A 13,331-nucleotide genomic window follows, 5' to 3' on the forward strand; every position below is an offset into this window, starting at 1 on the left:
TCAGGCGGCGAAGCGCAGGCCGCCGTCGCAGGTCAGCACCTGGCCGGTCATGAAACCGTTGGACACCAGGAAGGCGATCGCGTCGGCGACGTCCTCGGCGCGGCCGATACGGCCGACCGCCGTCTTTCCGGCGTACTCGGCAAAGACCGCCTGCCGCTCTTCGCCCGATAGAAAATCCCACCAGGGCGTATCGATGACGCCGGGGGCCACGACGTTGACGCGCAGCGGCTTCAGTTCAACGGCCAGGATCGGGACTACGGTCAAAAGCATGCCGTTGATGGCGCCGATGCCGGCAATGCCGGGTGCTGCGATCTGCGCCGAGACGGCCGAAATGAAAGTGACCGATCCGGCTTTGTTCAAGGTCGGCAGGGCCGCTTGCAAGCAGCCTAGCTGCGGCTTGATCTTCTCGTCGACGCCGCCGCCGATGTCGGCAAGGTCGAGGGTCGCGAACGGCCCAAGGCCCTTGCCGCCGCTTGCGGCGAGAACGAGATGATCGAATGGGCCGAGACCATCGAAGAAGTGCCGGACCGCGTCCGGCTTGGTCGCGTCGAAAGCGGCCTTGCCGACGGTGCCGCCGAGGCTCTTCCAGGCGTTGTTCAGCTTGTCCTCGCTGCGGCCGGTGATCGTCACCTTCATCGCGGGGCTGAGCAGCCGTTTGGCTGTGGCAAGGCCAATGCCAGACGAGCCGCCGATGATGACGCAATGTTCGATGCTCATGAATGCTGTTCCTTGGATGTCGCGGAAGATTGTCCGGTCAGTTCGAGGCTGAGCGCCCGCAACCGGCTGCGGGCTTTTTCGTCATAGGCCTGGGCATCGGCGCGCGCTTCCCGCTGGCCATCGAAATAGAGGCCGCTGCGCCCTTCGAGCGCCGGAGATATTGCCAAGTTGAGGATCGCGTCGGCGCCGGTCTCGACCGAGCTCCACGGTGTGATGCCGGCCTGCCGGACCATGGTGGTATCCATGTAGCTTGCCGGATGGAGTGCATTGACGGTGACGCCGCTGCCTTCGAGCTGCTCGGCCAGATCGATGGTGAACAAGATCTGCGCCAGCTTGCTCTGGCAATAGGCGCGCACGCCGCTATAGCCGTGGGCCAGATTGATATCGTCGAAATCGATCGCCTGCTGGCCGGCGGAGGCGACATTGACGATGCGCGCCGGCGCGCTTGCCTTCAGCAAGGGCAAAAGCTCCGACGACAGCAGGAAGCCTGCGAGATAGTTTACGGCGAAGCGCATTTCGTAGCCGTCGGCGCTCACTTGCCTTTTTGCGCCTTCGCCGCCCGTGCCGACGCCGGCATTGCTGATCAATATGTCGAGCCGGTCGGTTCCTGCCCGCACGGCGCCGGCAAGGCGGCGCACTTCGGCGAGCGACGAAAGATCCGCAAGCAGAAATTCGGCGTTGCCGCCCTCGGCTTCGATGGCAGCGACTGTCGCCTTGGCGCGAGTTTGGTCGCGGCCATGTACCAGCACGCGGGCGCCGGCAGCGCCGAGCCTTTCAGCGACCACGCGGCCAACCCCGTCGGTCGAGCCGGTGACGAGAACGGTCTTATTCTTAAGTTCCATGTTCAGAGCCTCCTTATGCTGCTCTGAACGCAAGATGGGGCGCGGCGCGCAGGCCAAACAGTTCAAATTTTATCCTGGTATCGATACTGCTATAATAGCTGCATGGATGCCGTGCCCCATTCCCCTGACGACAGCCGCCGCCGCGAGCTCGGCGCTTTCCTGCGCTCGCGCCGGGAGCGGCTCTCGCCTGCCGACATTGGGATTGCGAGCGGCGCCAGGCGGCGTACGCCCGGGCTGAGGCGCGAGGAAGTGGCGATGATCGCCGGCGTCGGTACCACCTGGTACACCTGGCTGGAGCAGGGGCGGGACGTGCGGCCCTCGGTCGAGGTGCTGACCGCGCTCTGCGAGGCGCTGCGCCTGGACGCCGTCGAGAAGCGGCATCTGTTCATCCTTGCCGGCCGCCAGCAGCCGGAGCAGCGCACGGCGACGTCTGAAAAGGTCGACGCCACACTGCTGCACATGCTGGGGAGCCTCGTCCTGCAGCCGGCTTATGTGGTTGGCCGGCGTTGGGATGTGCTCGCCTGGAATCCGGCGGCGGTCGCCTTGTTCGGCGACTATGGCCTGCTGGAGGGCGATGCCCGCAACATCGTCCATCTGGTGTTCACAAGCCCGCAGCACCGCCGGCTGCTGGTCGACTGGGACGCGCTTGCCCGCATGGTGCTCGCTTCGTTTCGCGCGGAGAGCGCCAAATATGTCGGCGATCCGGATTTCGAGCGGCTGATCGCGCTGATGATGCGCTCAAGCCCGGAGTTCCGTGATTGGTGGCCGCGGCGGGACGTGGCGAGAAGGCTGACGGGCGTGAAACACGTCCGCCATCCCACAGCCGGCCCGATGGCTTTCGAGCATATGAGCCTGTCGATCGACGACGGCTCGGACATGCGGCTGATCGTCTACACGCCGTTGCCCGAGCAGAATACGATCGCCAAGCTCAAGAAGCTGCTGGAAGAGAAGCCCGCCGAACGGCGCAGCGCCTGATCTTCGCCCGACCTAAGCTTTCGGCTTCAGCCCATCGAGGAACAGTTGCTCCAGGAACCGGGCAGCATCCTCGAAGCGGCCGTCGCCGCCGCGGTCGGGGCCGAGCACGGCGCGCACCTGGACGTCGAAATCGGCGTAATGCTGCGTCGTCGCCCAGATCGAGAAGATCAGATGCCAGGGGTCGGTGCGGGCGATCTTGCCGGAGCGCATCCAGCCCTTGATGACGGCGGCCTTCTCCTCGACCAGCGTTTTCAGCTCGCCCTCCAGCATCGGCATGATGCGCGGCGCGCCCTGCAGGATCTCGTTGGCGAAGAGCCGGCTTTCGCGTGGAAAATCGCGCGCCATTTCGAGCTTGCGGCGGATGTAGCTTCTGAGCTCGGTCATCGGATCGCCGATATCGTCAAGCTCGCGGAGCGGCGCCAGCCAGGTGTCCAGCAGCCGCTGCATCAATGTCTCGTGAATGTCCTCCTTGCGGCGGAAGTAATAGAGAAGGTTCGGCTTCGACATGCCGGCGGCTTCGGCAATCTGGTCGATGGTCGAGCCGCGAAAACCGTTGGCGGAGAAGACTTCCAGCGCGGCTTCCAGGATGAGCTCGCGCTTTTCCTGCTGGATGCGGGTGCGGCGTGGAGCTGAGCCTTCCATCCTGTCCGTCATCCTTGCCGGCTGCTGCCGTGTGGGCACTCTGGACCAATTCTCTGGACCAGTTTTTCTCCGAGCCGTGGAGCGCGCTTTCGATGCCGCATTTCCGTTAGTAGTCCCTTGACCGCCGACAGGGCGGTGCTAACGTTTGTCCAACCGGTCAAAATTTTGCGTAGCACGAAAACGCAACGAAGACCAAGCCTTGGGAAGACCAAGCGTTAGCGCACAGAAACAGGTTACAAGGGGAAATCTTGGTCATGTCCAACCGGCTGAAAGTCACGCCGAACGATCTCAGCGCATTCTGGATGCCGTTCACGGCAAACCGGCAGTTCAAGCAGGCGCCGCGCATGTTCGTGTCCGCCAAGGACATGCACTACACGACGAGCGATGGCCGCAAGGTGCTCGACGGCACTGCAGGCCTCTGGTGCGTCAACGCCGGCCACTGCCGGCCGAAGATCACCGAGGCCATTCAGCAGCAGGCCGCCGAACTCGACTATGCGCCGGCCTTCCAGATGGGCCACCCGATCGTCTTCGAACTGGCGAACCGCCTGGTCGATATCGCGCCGAAGGGCATGGACCATGTGTTCTTCACCAATTCCGGTTCGGAGTCGGTCGAGACCGCGTTGAAGATGGCGATCGCCTATCACCGTGTCCGAGGCGAGGGCTCGCGCACCCGGCTGATCGGCCGCGAGCGCGGCTATCACGGCGTCAATTTCGGCGGCATTTCGGTCGGCGGCATCGTCGCCAACCGCAAGATGTTCGGCACGCTGCTCGGCGGCGTCGACCATCTGCCGCACACCCATCTGCCGGAGAAGAATGCCTTCTCGAAGGGCGTGCCTGAGCACGGCGCCGAATTGGCGAACGAGCTGGAGCGTCTCGTCACCCTGCATGACGCCTCGACCATCGCGGCGGTCATCGTCGAGCCGGTCGCAGGCTCGACCGGCGTCATCCTGCCGCCGAAAGGCTACCTGCAGAAGCTTCGAGAAATCTGCACCAAGCACGGCATATTGTTGATCTTCGATGAAGTGATCACCGGCTTCGGCCGTCTTGGCGCGCCATTCGCCGCCGATTATTTCGGCGTCACGCCGGATATCATGACGACGGCCAAGGGCGTCTCCAACGGCGTCATCCCGATGGGCGCGGTTTTCGTGAAGAAGGAAATCCACGACGCCTTCATGAACGGCCCGGAGCACATGATCGAGTTCTTCCACGGCTACACCTATTCGGGCAATCCGATCGCCTGCGCCGCGGCTCTCGGCACTTTGGACACTTACAAGGAAGAAGGCCTGCTAACCCGCGGCGAGGAGCTGGCGCCTTACTGGGAAGACGCGCTGCATTCGTTGAAGGGCGAGCCGCATGTCATCGACATCCGCAATATCGGCCTGATCGGCGCGATCGAGCTGGCGCCGATCGCCGGTAGCCCGACCAAGCGGGCCTTCTCGGCCTTTGTCAAAGCGTTCGAACGCGGCGCGCTGATCCGCACAACCGGCGACATCATCGCGCTGTCGCCGCCGCTGATCATCACCAAGGGCCAGATCAACGAACTGATCGACCATGTTCGCGATGTTCTGCGCTCGATAGACTAACTGCTCAAACCGCTCGGGCGGCGACGGGAACCGCCGCCCGACCGGAGATCTGAAATGAGAGGACTTTGAATGGCCGCCCCCGGCGAGAATCTGCGAATCAATTCAGACCGTTTGTGGGATTCCATCATGGAGATGGCGAAGATCGGCCCCGGCATCGCCGGGGGCAACAATCGCCAGACGCTGACCGATTCCGACAAGCAAGGCCGCGAACTGTTCAAGTCTTGGTGCGACGAGGCCGGGCTCACGATGGGCGTGGACCAGATGGGCACCATGTTCATGACGCGGCCCGGCACCGATCCGGACGCGCTGCCGATCTATGTCGGTTCCCATCTCGACACCCAGCCCACCGGCGGCAAATATGACGGCGTGCTCGGCGTGCTCTCTGGCCTCGAGGTCGTGCGCTCGCTCAACGATCTCGGCATCAAGACCAAACATCCGATCGTCGTCACCAACTGGACGAACGAGGAGGGAGCCCGTTTCGCGCCGGCCATGCTCGCCTCCGGCGTGTTCGCAGGCGTTCACACGCAGGACTATGCCTATGCCCGCAAGGATCTCGACGGCCTGAGCTTCGGCGACGAGCTGAAGCGGATCGGTTGGGTCGGCGACGAGACGGTCGGCGCGCGTAAGATGCACGCCTATTTCGAGTACCATATCGAGCAGGGGCCCATCCTCGAGGCCGAGAACAGGCAGATCGGCGTGGTGACCCACTGCCAGGGCCTGTGGTGGCTGGAATTCACGCTGACCGGCAGGGAGGCGCATACCGGCTCGACCCCGATGAACATGCGCGTCAATGCGGGGTTGGCCATGGCGCGCATCCTGGAGATGGTGCAGACGGTCGCGATGGAGAACCAGCCTGGCGCTGTCGGCGGTGTAGGCCAGGTGAAGTTCTCGCCCAACTCCCGCAACGTTTTGCCGGGCACGGTGATCTTCACTGTCGATATCCGCTCGCCCGATAAGGCGAAGCTCGACGGCATGCGCGCGCGCATCGAGAAGGAGGCGCCGAAGATCTGCGAGCCGCTCGGCGTGAAATGCGCCGTCGAGGCGGTCGGCCATTTCGATCCGGTGACCTTCGATCCGACGCTGGTCGGCCGTGTCCGCACCGCCGCCGAGAAGCTGGGCTACAGCCATATGAACATCATCTCCGGCGCCGGCCACGACGCCTGCTGGGCGGCCAAGGTCGCGCCGGCGACCATGGTCATGTGTCCCTGTGTCGGCGGGCTCAGCCACAACGAGGCCGAGGACATCTCCAAGGAATGGGCGGCGGCAGGCGCCGATGTGCTGTTCCACGCGGTGGTCGAGACGGCAGGAATCGTCGAATGACCGATTAGAAATCACCTCGAAAAAGCCGCTCGCAAAGAAGCGTGAAAAGATCAGGGGAACAGCTATGACCAAAGTCATCAAGAACGGCACCATCGTCACCGCCGACCGCACGTGGAAAGCCGACGTGCTGATGCAGCACGGCAAGATCATCGCCATCGGCTCGAACCTGCATGGCGATCACGAGTTCGACGCCACCGGCTGCTATGTCATGCCGGGCGGCATCGATCCGCACACCCATCTCGAAATGCCCTTCATGGGCACCTATTCGGCCGACGATTTCGAATCCGGCACGCGCGCGGCGCTTTCGGGCGGCACGACCATGGTCGTCGATTTCTGCCTGCCGGCGCCGCAGCAGTCGCTGCTGGAGGCGCTGCAGATGTGGGACAACAAGACCTCGAAAGCTGCCTGCGACTATTCCTTCCACATGGCGATCACCTGGTGGGGCAAGCAGGTCTTCGACGAGATGGCGACCGTCGTCGACAGGGGCATCACCTCGTTCAAGCACTTCATGGCCTACAAGGGCGCGCTGATGGTCGACGACGACGAGATGTATTCCTCGTTCCAGCGCTGCGCCGATCTCGGCGCGCTGCCGCTGGTCCATGCCGAAAATGGCGACGTGGTCGCGGCACTCTCGCAGAAGCTGCTTGCCGCCGGCAATAACGGCCCCGAGGGGCATGCCTATTCGCGTCCGCCCGAAGTGGAAGGCGAGGCGACAAACCGCGCCATCATGATCGCCGACATGGCGGGCGTGCCGCTCTATGTCGTGCACGTCTCCTGCGAGCAGAGCCATGAAGCCATCCGCCGGGCACGCCAGAAGGGCATGCGCGTCTATGGCGAGCCGCTGATCCAGCACCTGACGCTCGACGAGAGCGAATATTTCAACAAGGACTGGGACCATGCGGCGCGGCGCGTGATGAGCCCGCCTTTCCGCAGCAAGTGGCACCAGGATTCTCTGTGGGCGGGCCTGCAGGCCGGATCGCTGCAGGTGGTGGCGACAGACCACTGCTCCTTCACCACCAAGCAGAAGCGCAACGGCGTCGGCGACTTCACCAAGATCCCGAACGGCACCGGCGGCCTCGAGGATCGTTTGCCCGTGCTTTGGACGACCGGCGTCAACACCGGTCGGCTGACGATGAACGAGTTCGTCGCGGTGACCTCGACCAACATCGCCAAGATCCTCAACATGTATCCGAAGAAGGGCGCGATCGTCGAAGGCGCGGATGCCGACATCGTGGTCTGGGACCCGAAGCGCAAGAAGACGATCACGGCCAAGAACCAGCAGTCGGTGATCGACTACAACGTCTTTGAGGGTTTCGAGGTGACAGGGCTGCCGCGCTTCGTCTTTTCGCGCGGCGAACTGTCGATCGAAGAAGCGGACGTCAAGGCCAAGGTCGGGCACGGGGAGTTCGTGGCGCGCGAACCGAACGCCGCTGTCAACCGCGCGCTTTCGACCTGGAAGGAGATCAGCGCACCGCGCAAGGTGGAGCGCACGGGCATTCCGGCGACCGGAGTTTGAGCGTGCGCGCAACTCACCTTCTGACCGGGGCAGCCGTGCTGCTGGCCGCGGGCCAAGCTTTCGCCGCCGGCATCGATCTCTCCAAGCCCTGGGGCAACAAATCCGGCTGCATCAACAAGAACGGCCAGGAGGTCTATGCCGAGGACATGCTGCTGTTGACCAGCGAGGCGTTCGTCACGGTCGCCAGCGCCTGCACCTTTACCGACAAGAGACCCCAGGCGAATGGCTCCCTTGTGGTGACGGCGCAGTGCGAGGCGGAAGGCGAGGAGGGGCAGACGCCGGCCCAGTTCATCATCAAGCGCAGCGCCAAGAACGCCAAGAGACTGGTGATCGCCGACAAGGACGGCAACGCGATGGGAGAAGTCTCCCGGTGCAAATGACGGCGGTCCCGTCGACCTCAGGCAACCAACGCATCCAGTTCCGGCATCAGGACCACGCTTTCCTGCTCGTTGGGATCGGTGCGGGCGATGACCGCCGAAGAGGGCGCTCCGCTCAGATTGGCGGGCAGATGCGGCACGCCCGCCGGAATGTAGAACAGGTCGCCGGCCTTGACGACTTCGTGATGCTCGAGCCGGTCGCCATACCAGGTGTGGACCTCGCCGGAGAGCACATAGATCGCGGTCTCGTGGTTCTCATGCATATGCGCCTTGGCGCGGGCGCCGGGCGGCATGGTGAGAAGATGCATACAAATGCCGGAGGAGCCGACGGTTTCGGCGGCTATACCGGCGAAATAGCTCAAGCCTTGCTTGCCTTCATAAGTGCTTTCAGGGCGAATAAGGTGGCATGTGGGTTTAGGCGACATCGGCAAGGCTCCGGGCGTCGATCAAGTGGGACTGGACGAGTGGAAAGCAAGGCAATCGTAAAATCAACCGGATTCCGGCCGGCGCGGCAGCGGCTGCGAAAGACAGGTTTCTGCCGATGAGCGGACAGTCGCCAGCCGTCGTTTCGGCAAGCAAGCTCGGCCTCACCTTCCAGACCAATGACGGTCCGGTGCAGGCGCTGTCCAATGTCGATCTCACCATCGGCAAGGGTGAGTTCGTCTCCTTCATCGGCCCCTCCGGCTGCGGCAAGACAACCTTGCTGCGCGTCATCGCCGATCTGGAGAAGCCGACCTCGGGAACGATCTCCGTCAATGGGATTTCGCCGGAGCAGGCGCGCGAGAAGCGGGCTTACGGCTATGTCTTCCAGGCGGCGGCGCTGTTTCCTTGGCGCACAATCGAGCGGAATGTGGCGCTGCCGCTGGAAATCATTGGCCTCAGCCAGGCCGAGCAGGCGGAACGCATCAAGCGAACCCTCGAACTCGTCAACCTCTCCGGCTTCGAGAAGAAGTATCCCTGGCAGCTATCCGGCGGCATGCAGCAGCGCGCCTCGATCGCGCGCGCGCTCGCCTTCGACGCCGATTTGCTTTTGATGGACGAGCCGTTCGGCGCGCTCGACGAGATCGTGCGCGATCATCTGAACGAACAGCTTCTCGAACTCTGGGATTCGACCAACAAGACGATCTGCTTTGTCACTCACTCGATCCCCGAGGCGGTCTATCTGTCGACCCGCATCGTGGTGATGTCGCCGCGACCGGGCCGCGTCACCGACGTGATCGAATCCACCTTGCCCAGGAAGCGGCCGCTCGACATCCGCGAGACGCCGGAATTCCTGGCGATCGCCGCGCGCGTGCGCGACGGGTTGAGGGCGGGGCACAGCTATGATGATTGAGGGTGCTTGCCAGCGGACGGACACCCGCTGCTTCGACATCCTGGGGCGGAGCAAGCGCGAAGCCGCGCGCGTGGCGGGAGCCGACCGCCGTGATTTCGTTATCCTAGGGTGGAGCGACGCGAAGCGGAGCGCAGACCCTAGGATCCATGCCGTGACGTCGACCGAAGGCCGTAAGCGGCTCAGAATACCCGACGAGCTGAGCGCGGCGCAGGGAGCCGCATTCTGCGCCACGGCGGAGCGTCGAGATAACGGCATGGATCCTAGGGTCTGCGCCGCGTCGCTTCGCTCCTCGCTCTGCTCTAGCATGACGAAAAACGCGCAGCGCCGCGTGCTGCCGTTGCGCCGGGGGAAGGCCTGCTAAATGGACTCCTTCCGTTCCAAGATCATCCCGGTCACCTCAATCCTCGCCGGCGTGGTGGTGCTCTGGTATGTCTTCGCCGTCATCCTCAATGCGCCGTTCCAGCGCGATCTCGACGCCAGAGCCAACGAAACCCCCGGCACGGTCGAATTCATCGGCAAGACATTATCGCAGCCGAAGCCGACGCTGCCGGCGCCGCACCAGGTGGCGGTGAACTTCTTCGAGAACACCTTCCTGCGCGGCATCACCTCGAACCGCAGCCTTGTCTACAATGCCTGGGTGACGCTGTCCTCGACGCTGCTCGGCTTTGCTTTCGGCACGGCGCTCGGCATCGTGATCGCCGTCGGCATCGTGCATGTGACGACGCTCGACCGCAGCCTTATGCCGTGGATCATCGCCTCGCAGACCATTCCGATCCTGGCGGTGGCGCCGATGATCATCGTGGTGCTGGCGGCCATCGGCATCACCGGGCTGATCCCCAAGGCGCTGATCTCGACCTATCTGTCGTTCTTCCCGGTTGCGGTCGGCATGGTGAAGGGATTGCGCTCGCCCGAGCTCATGCATCTCGACCTGATGCACACCTATAATGCCAGCGCCTCGCAGACCTTCTGGAAACTGCGCGTGCCGGCCTCGGTGCCGTTCCTGTTCACGTCGATGAAGGTGGCGGTGGCGGCGAGCCTGGTCGGCGCCATCGTCGGCGAATTGCCGACGGGTGCTGTCGCCGGAATCGGCGCCAAGCTGCTTTCCGGCGCCTATTACAGCCAGACGATCGAGATCTGGTCGGCGCTGGTCGCGGGGTCGATCGTCGCGGCGCTGCTGGTCATGGTGGTCGGCATCGCCGGCCGCCTGGTCGACCGCGCCATGGGTGGGAGGCCGGCATGACCTGGCTGAAACCATCGTGGCAAGCGGTGCTGGCGATCCTTCTTTGCGTCGTCGCCTTCGCGCTCGGCGCGATGTCGACACCGGAAGCGGCTGCGCTCGCCGAGCCCGCCGCGACGGTTGCCTACCCATATATGGGCACCAAAGGCCTCATCCTCGGATTGCTGCTGATCGCGGCGCTGGTTTCGACAGTGAGACTCGCGCCACTTGTCGAGGCGGTTGTCCTGTTCGTCGGCGCTCATGTCGCAGCGTGGCTTCTGGTCAGGGGCATCGGAGGCTTCGAGGGCACGGCGCTGGCGCCGTACTTTCTGGTTCTCGCTGCCGCCTGGCTGCTTGCCTGGCGCTGCGTCGCGCTGTTGTCCTCGCTACGGACTGCAGCCAGCGGGGCCAAAACGGCGCTTCGCCTGATCATTCCGGCGATCTTCGGCGCCTGGATCCTGATCATCTGGGAAGCGGTGACGCGCGGCGCCGGCATTCCCTTCATCCTTTTGCCACCGCCGAGCGCCATCGGTGCGCGCATCGCCAACTCGCTGCCGATCCTGGGATCGGACGTGCGGCAGACGATCTTCAAGGCGGTGCTGATCGGCTACATCGTCGGCAATCTCGCCGGCTTCGTCGTCGCTATTCTCGCCGACCGTGTGCCGTTCCTCAGGCGCGGGCTGCTGCCGATCGGCAACATGGTATCGGCGCTGCCGATCATCGGCGTCGCGCCGATCATGGTGATGTGGTTCGGCTTCGACTGGCCGTCCAAGGCGGCGGTCGTGATCATCATGACCTTCTTCCCGATGCTGGTGAACACCGTCGCGGGGCTTGCCGCCTCCGGCCACATGGAGCGCGATTTGATGCGCACCTATGCGTCGGGCTACTGGCCGACCTTGCTGAAGCTGCGGCTGCCGGCGGCAATGCCGTTCATCTTCAATGCGCTGAAGATCAACTCGACGCTGGCGCTGATCGGCGCCATCGTCGCGGAGTTCTTCGGCACGCCCGTGGTCGGCATGGGATTCCGCATTTCGACGGAAGTTGGGCGGATGAACATCGACATGGTCTGGGCCGAAATCGCAGTTGCAGCACTTGCGGGTTCGGTCTTTTATGGCGTGGTCGCTCTTGTCGAAAGAGCCGTCACGTTTTGGCATCCCTCTGTCCGTGGTGGATAGGGGCGGTGGGTTGGGTGCTAACTTCAGAGGGTAAAAACATGAAAAGACTGGTAATTTCTGCTCTGGCCGGGGCGATGTCGCTGGCCGCTTTCCAAGCGATGGCGGCCGACAAGGTGACGCTGCAGCTGAAATGGGTCACGCAGGCCCAGTTCGCCGGCTACTACGTCGCCAAGGCCAAGGGCTTCTACGAGGCCGAGGGGCTCGACGTCGACATCAAGCCGGGCGGGCCGGATATCGCGCCCGAGCAGGTGATCGCCGGCGGCGGCGCCGATGTGATCGTCGACTGGATGGGCGGCGCGTTGGCCGCCCGTGAAAAAGGCGTGCCGCTGGTCAACATTGCCCAGCCGTTCAAGAAAGCCGGCATGGAGCTGGTCTGCCCGAAGGACGGCCCGATCAAGACCGAAGCCGACTTCAAGGGTCACACCCTCGGCGTCTGGTTCTTCGGCAACGAGTACCCGTTCTATGCCTGGATGAACAAGCTCGGCCTCAAGACCGACGGCGGCAAGGACGGCGTCACCGTGCTGAAGCAGAGTTTTGACGTTCAGCCGCTGATCCAGAAGCAGGCGGACTGCATCTCGGTCATGACCTATAACGAGTACTGGCAGCTGATCGACGCCGGCTACAAGCCGGAGCAGCTCATCGTCTTCAACTATTCGGCCATGGGCAACGACCTGCTCGAGGACGGCCTCTACGCGCTGGAGAACAAGCTCAAGGATCCGGCCTTCGAGGACAAGATGGTGCGCTTCGTGCGCGCCTCGATGAAGGGCTGGAAATATGCCGTCGACAATTCGGATGAGGCGGCCGAGATCGTCATGGATAATGGCGGCCAGGACGAGAACCATCAGAAGCGCATGATGGGCGAAGTCGCCAAGCTGATCGACAATGCCGACGGCAAGCTCGATCCGGCCACATATGAGCGCACCGCCAAGGCGCTGCTCGACCAGAAGATCATCGCCAAGGAGCCGTCGGGCGCCTACACGACCGCGATCACCGACAAGGCGATCAAGTAAGGTTGACCTCGCCAGTCGAGACTTAACGGGGGCGGGTGACCGCCCCTTTTGCTTGGCTGTGGTAAAATATCCGTGTGCAGGGATACAAGCGGCCTGCCAACCGTTGCAGTGGGGCATCCGCGCGCCGGGGGAGCCGCGGCGGGGCGGATGCGCGCCAGCCAAGGAGGTTCTCCAATGCGCATCCAATCATGGCCGATGCTTTCGGCCTTTGCTGTCTCGACTGCTTTGCTGCTCGCATCTCCGGCCTTGGCCGAAACTGTGAAGTACAATGCGACGCTCGACGGTAGCCAGCAGAGCCCGCCCGTCACCACCAAAGGCAAGGGAACCGCCACATTCACCTTCGACACCGCCAAGAAGAAGCTCAGCTGGAACGTCAAATATTCCGGCCTCAGCGGACCTGCGACGGCTGCTCACATTCACGGGCCGGCCGCGTCGGGTGAAAACGCACCTCCGGTGATCCCATTCAAGAAGCTCAAGAGCCCGATCAAGGGATCGGCGACGCTGACCGACGCGCAGGCGGCCGACCTCGAGGCCGGCAAGTACTACGTCAACGTCCACACCAAGGCGAATCCGGACGGCGAGATCCGCGGCCAGATCGAGAAAGCCGGCGGATCGATGTAGCGGA

14 protein-coding genes are annotated in these 13,331 nt (G+C 63.6%); 10 read left to right on the forward strand and 4 right to left on the reverse strand.

Translation table 11 applies throughout. From position 1 onward, the window contains the following. Complete coding sequence (locus tag A9K66_RS25265) at positions 1–717, reverse strand: SDR family oxidoreductase (protein ID WP_067328956.1); 717 nt, start codon at positions 715–717, stop codon at positions 1–3. Further along, positions 714–1,559 (reverse strand): SDR family NAD(P)-dependent oxidoreductase, encoded by an 846-nt coding sequence (locus A9K66_RS25270; RefSeq protein WP_067328957.1) that lies wholly within the window; start codon positions 1,557–1,559, stop codon positions 714–716. The genes A9K66_RS25265 and A9K66_RS25270 overlap by 4 nt, the downstream gene beginning before the upstream one ends. A 102-nt stretch (positions 1,560–1,661) precedes the next feature. On the opposite strand from A9K66_RS25270, the gene A9K66_RS25275 reads away from it, so the two are divergent. Then, positions 1,662–2,534, forward strand: a complete 873-nt coding sequence (locus A9K66_RS25275; protein ID WP_067328958.1) for a helix-turn-helix transcriptional regulator — start codon at positions 1,662–1,664, stop codon at positions 2,532–2,534. A 12-nt stretch (positions 2,535–2,546) separates the two neighbouring features. On the opposite strand, the gene A9K66_RS25280 is transcribed toward A9K66_RS25275, so the two are convergent. Next, the gene (locus A9K66_RS25280) at positions 2,547–3,176 is read right to left on the reverse strand and encodes a TetR family transcriptional regulator C-terminal domain-containing protein (protein ID WP_067329152.1); all 630 of its coding nucleotides are present in this window, start codon (positions 3,174–3,176) and stop codon (positions 2,547–2,549) included. A 254-nt stretch (positions 3,177–3,430) separates the two neighbouring features. Here A9K66_RS25280 and A9K66_RS25285 point away from each other — a divergent pair, with 254 nt between their 5' ends. From A9K66_RS25285 to A9K66_RS25300, 4 genes are all read left to right on the forward strand, one after another. After that, entirely contained in the window at positions 3,431–4,759 is a 1,329-nt protein-coding gene (locus tag A9K66_RS25285) for an aspartate aminotransferase family protein (RefSeq protein ID WP_067328959.1), read from the forward strand. A gap of 69 nt (positions 4,760–4,828) precedes the next feature. After that, positions 4,829–6,079 carry a Zn-dependent hydrolase gene (locus A9K66_RS25290; RefSeq protein WP_067328961.1) on the forward strand — a complete coding sequence of 417 codons (1,251 nt, stop codon included), beginning with the start codon at positions 4,829–4,831 and terminating at the stop codon, positions 6,077–6,079. A gap of 64 nt (positions 6,080–6,143) precedes the next feature. Next, positions 6,144–7,595 (forward strand): dihydropyrimidinase, encoded by a 1,452-nt coding sequence (gene hydA, locus A9K66_RS25295; RefSeq protein ID WP_067328963.1) that lies wholly within the window; start codon positions 6,144–6,146, stop codon positions 7,593–7,595. Positions 7,596–7,597: 2 nt separating this feature from the next. Next, the gene (locus A9K66_RS25300; RefSeq protein ID WP_067328965.1) at positions 7,598–7,975 is read left to right on the forward strand and encodes a hypothetical protein; all 378 of its coding nucleotides are present in this window, start codon (positions 7,598–7,600) and stop codon (positions 7,973–7,975) included. A 17-nt stretch (positions 7,976–7,992) separates the two neighbouring features. On the opposite strand, the gene A9K66_RS25305 is transcribed toward A9K66_RS25300, so the two are convergent. Continuing rightward, positions 7,993–8,403, reverse strand: coding sequence for a cupin domain-containing protein (locus A9K66_RS25305; protein ID WP_170950346.1), 411 nt, complete (start codon positions 8,401–8,403; stop codon positions 7,993–7,995). Positions 8,404–8,513: 110 nt separating this feature from the next. Between A9K66_RS25305 and A9K66_RS25310 the strand changes: the two genes are divergently transcribed. From A9K66_RS25310 to A9K66_RS25335, 5 genes are all read left to right on the forward strand, one after another. Next, a complete protein-coding gene (locus tag A9K66_RS25310; RefSeq protein WP_066990627.1) occupies positions 8,514–9,305 on the forward strand; it encodes an ABC transporter ATP-binding protein in 792 nt (263 codons plus the stop codon). A gap of 361 nt (positions 9,306–9,666) precedes the next feature. After that, the gene (locus A9K66_RS25320) at positions 9,667–10,545 is read left to right on the forward strand and encodes an ABC transporter permease (RefSeq protein ID WP_067328971.1); all 879 of its coding nucleotides are present in this window, start codon (positions 9,667–9,669) and stop codon (positions 10,543–10,545) included. Then, on the forward strand, positions 10,542–11,696 hold the full coding sequence (locus tag A9K66_RS25325) for an ABC transporter permease (protein ID WP_067328973.1): 1,155 nt from the start codon (positions 10,542–10,544) through the stop codon (positions 11,694–11,696). The genes A9K66_RS25320 and A9K66_RS25325 overlap by 4 nt, the downstream gene beginning before the upstream one ends. 38 nt (positions 11,697–11,734) lie before the next feature. Next, complete coding sequence (locus tag A9K66_RS25330; RefSeq protein WP_067328975.1) at positions 11,735–12,706, forward strand: ABC transporter substrate-binding protein; 972 nt, start codon at positions 11,735–11,737, stop codon at positions 12,704–12,706. A 174-nt stretch (positions 12,707–12,880) separates the two neighbouring features. Then, the gene (locus tag A9K66_RS25335) at positions 12,881–13,327 is read left to right on the forward strand and encodes a CHRD domain-containing protein (RefSeq protein WP_066990644.1); all 447 of its coding nucleotides are present in this window, start codon (positions 12,881–12,883) and stop codon (positions 13,325–13,327) included. The last annotated feature ends 4 nt before the right edge of the window (positions 13,328–13,331 follow it).

It is taken from the genome of Mesorhizobium sp. AA23 (assembly GCF_001672435.1).
Lineage (GTDB): Bacteria > Pseudomonadota > Alphaproteobacteria > Rhizobiales > Rhizobiaceae > Mesorhizobium.

What these genes read in the sequence shown, in the direction of transcription:
- A9K66_RS25265 (WP_067328956.1), bottom strand. Translation starts at nt 717, where the DNA reads ATGAGCATCGAACATTGCGTCATCATCGGCGGCTCGTCTGGCATTGGC.
- A9K66_RS25270 (WP_067328957.1), bottom strand. Translation starts at nt 1,559, where the DNA reads ATGGAACTTAAGAATAAGACCGTTCTCGTCACCGGCTCGACCGACGGG.
- A9K66_RS25275 (WP_067328958.1), top strand. Translation starts at nt 1,662, where the DNA reads ATGGATGCCGTGCCCCATTCCCCTGACGACAGCCGCCGCCGCGAGCTC.
- A9K66_RS25280 (WP_067329152.1), bottom strand. Translation starts at nt 3,176, where the DNA reads ATGGAAGGCTCAGCTCCACGCCGCACCCGCATCCAGCAGGAAAAGCGC.
- A9K66_RS25285 (WP_067328959.1), top strand. Translation starts at nt 3,431, where the DNA reads ATGTCCAACCGGCTGAAAGTCACGCCGAACGATCTCAGCGCATTCTGG.
- A9K66_RS25290 (WP_067328961.1), top strand. Translation starts at nt 4,829, where the DNA reads ATGGCCGCCCCCGGCGAGAATCTGCGAATCAATTCAGACCGTTTGTGG.
- hydA (WP_067328963.1), top strand. Translation starts at nt 6,144, where the DNA reads ATGACCAAAGTCATCAAGAACGGCACCATCGTCACCGCCGACCGCACG.
- A9K66_RS25310 (WP_066990627.1), top strand. Translation starts at nt 8,514, where the DNA reads ATGAGCGGACAGTCGCCAGCCGTCGTTTCGGCAAGCAAGCTCGGCCTC.
- A9K66_RS25320 (WP_067328971.1), top strand. Translation starts at nt 9,667, where the DNA reads ATGGACTCCTTCCGTTCCAAGATCATCCCGGTCACCTCAATCCTCGCC.
- A9K66_RS25325 (WP_067328973.1), top strand. Translation starts at nt 10,542, where the DNA reads ATGACCTGGCTGAAACCATCGTGGCAAGCGGTGCTGGCGATCCTTCTT.
- A9K66_RS25330 (WP_067328975.1), top strand. Translation starts at nt 11,735, where the DNA reads ATGAAAAGACTGGTAATTTCTGCTCTGGCCGGGGCGATGTCGCTGGCC.
- A9K66_RS25335 (WP_066990644.1), top strand. Translation starts at nt 12,881, where the DNA reads ATGCGCATCCAATCATGGCCGATGCTTTCGGCCTTTGCTGTCTCGACT.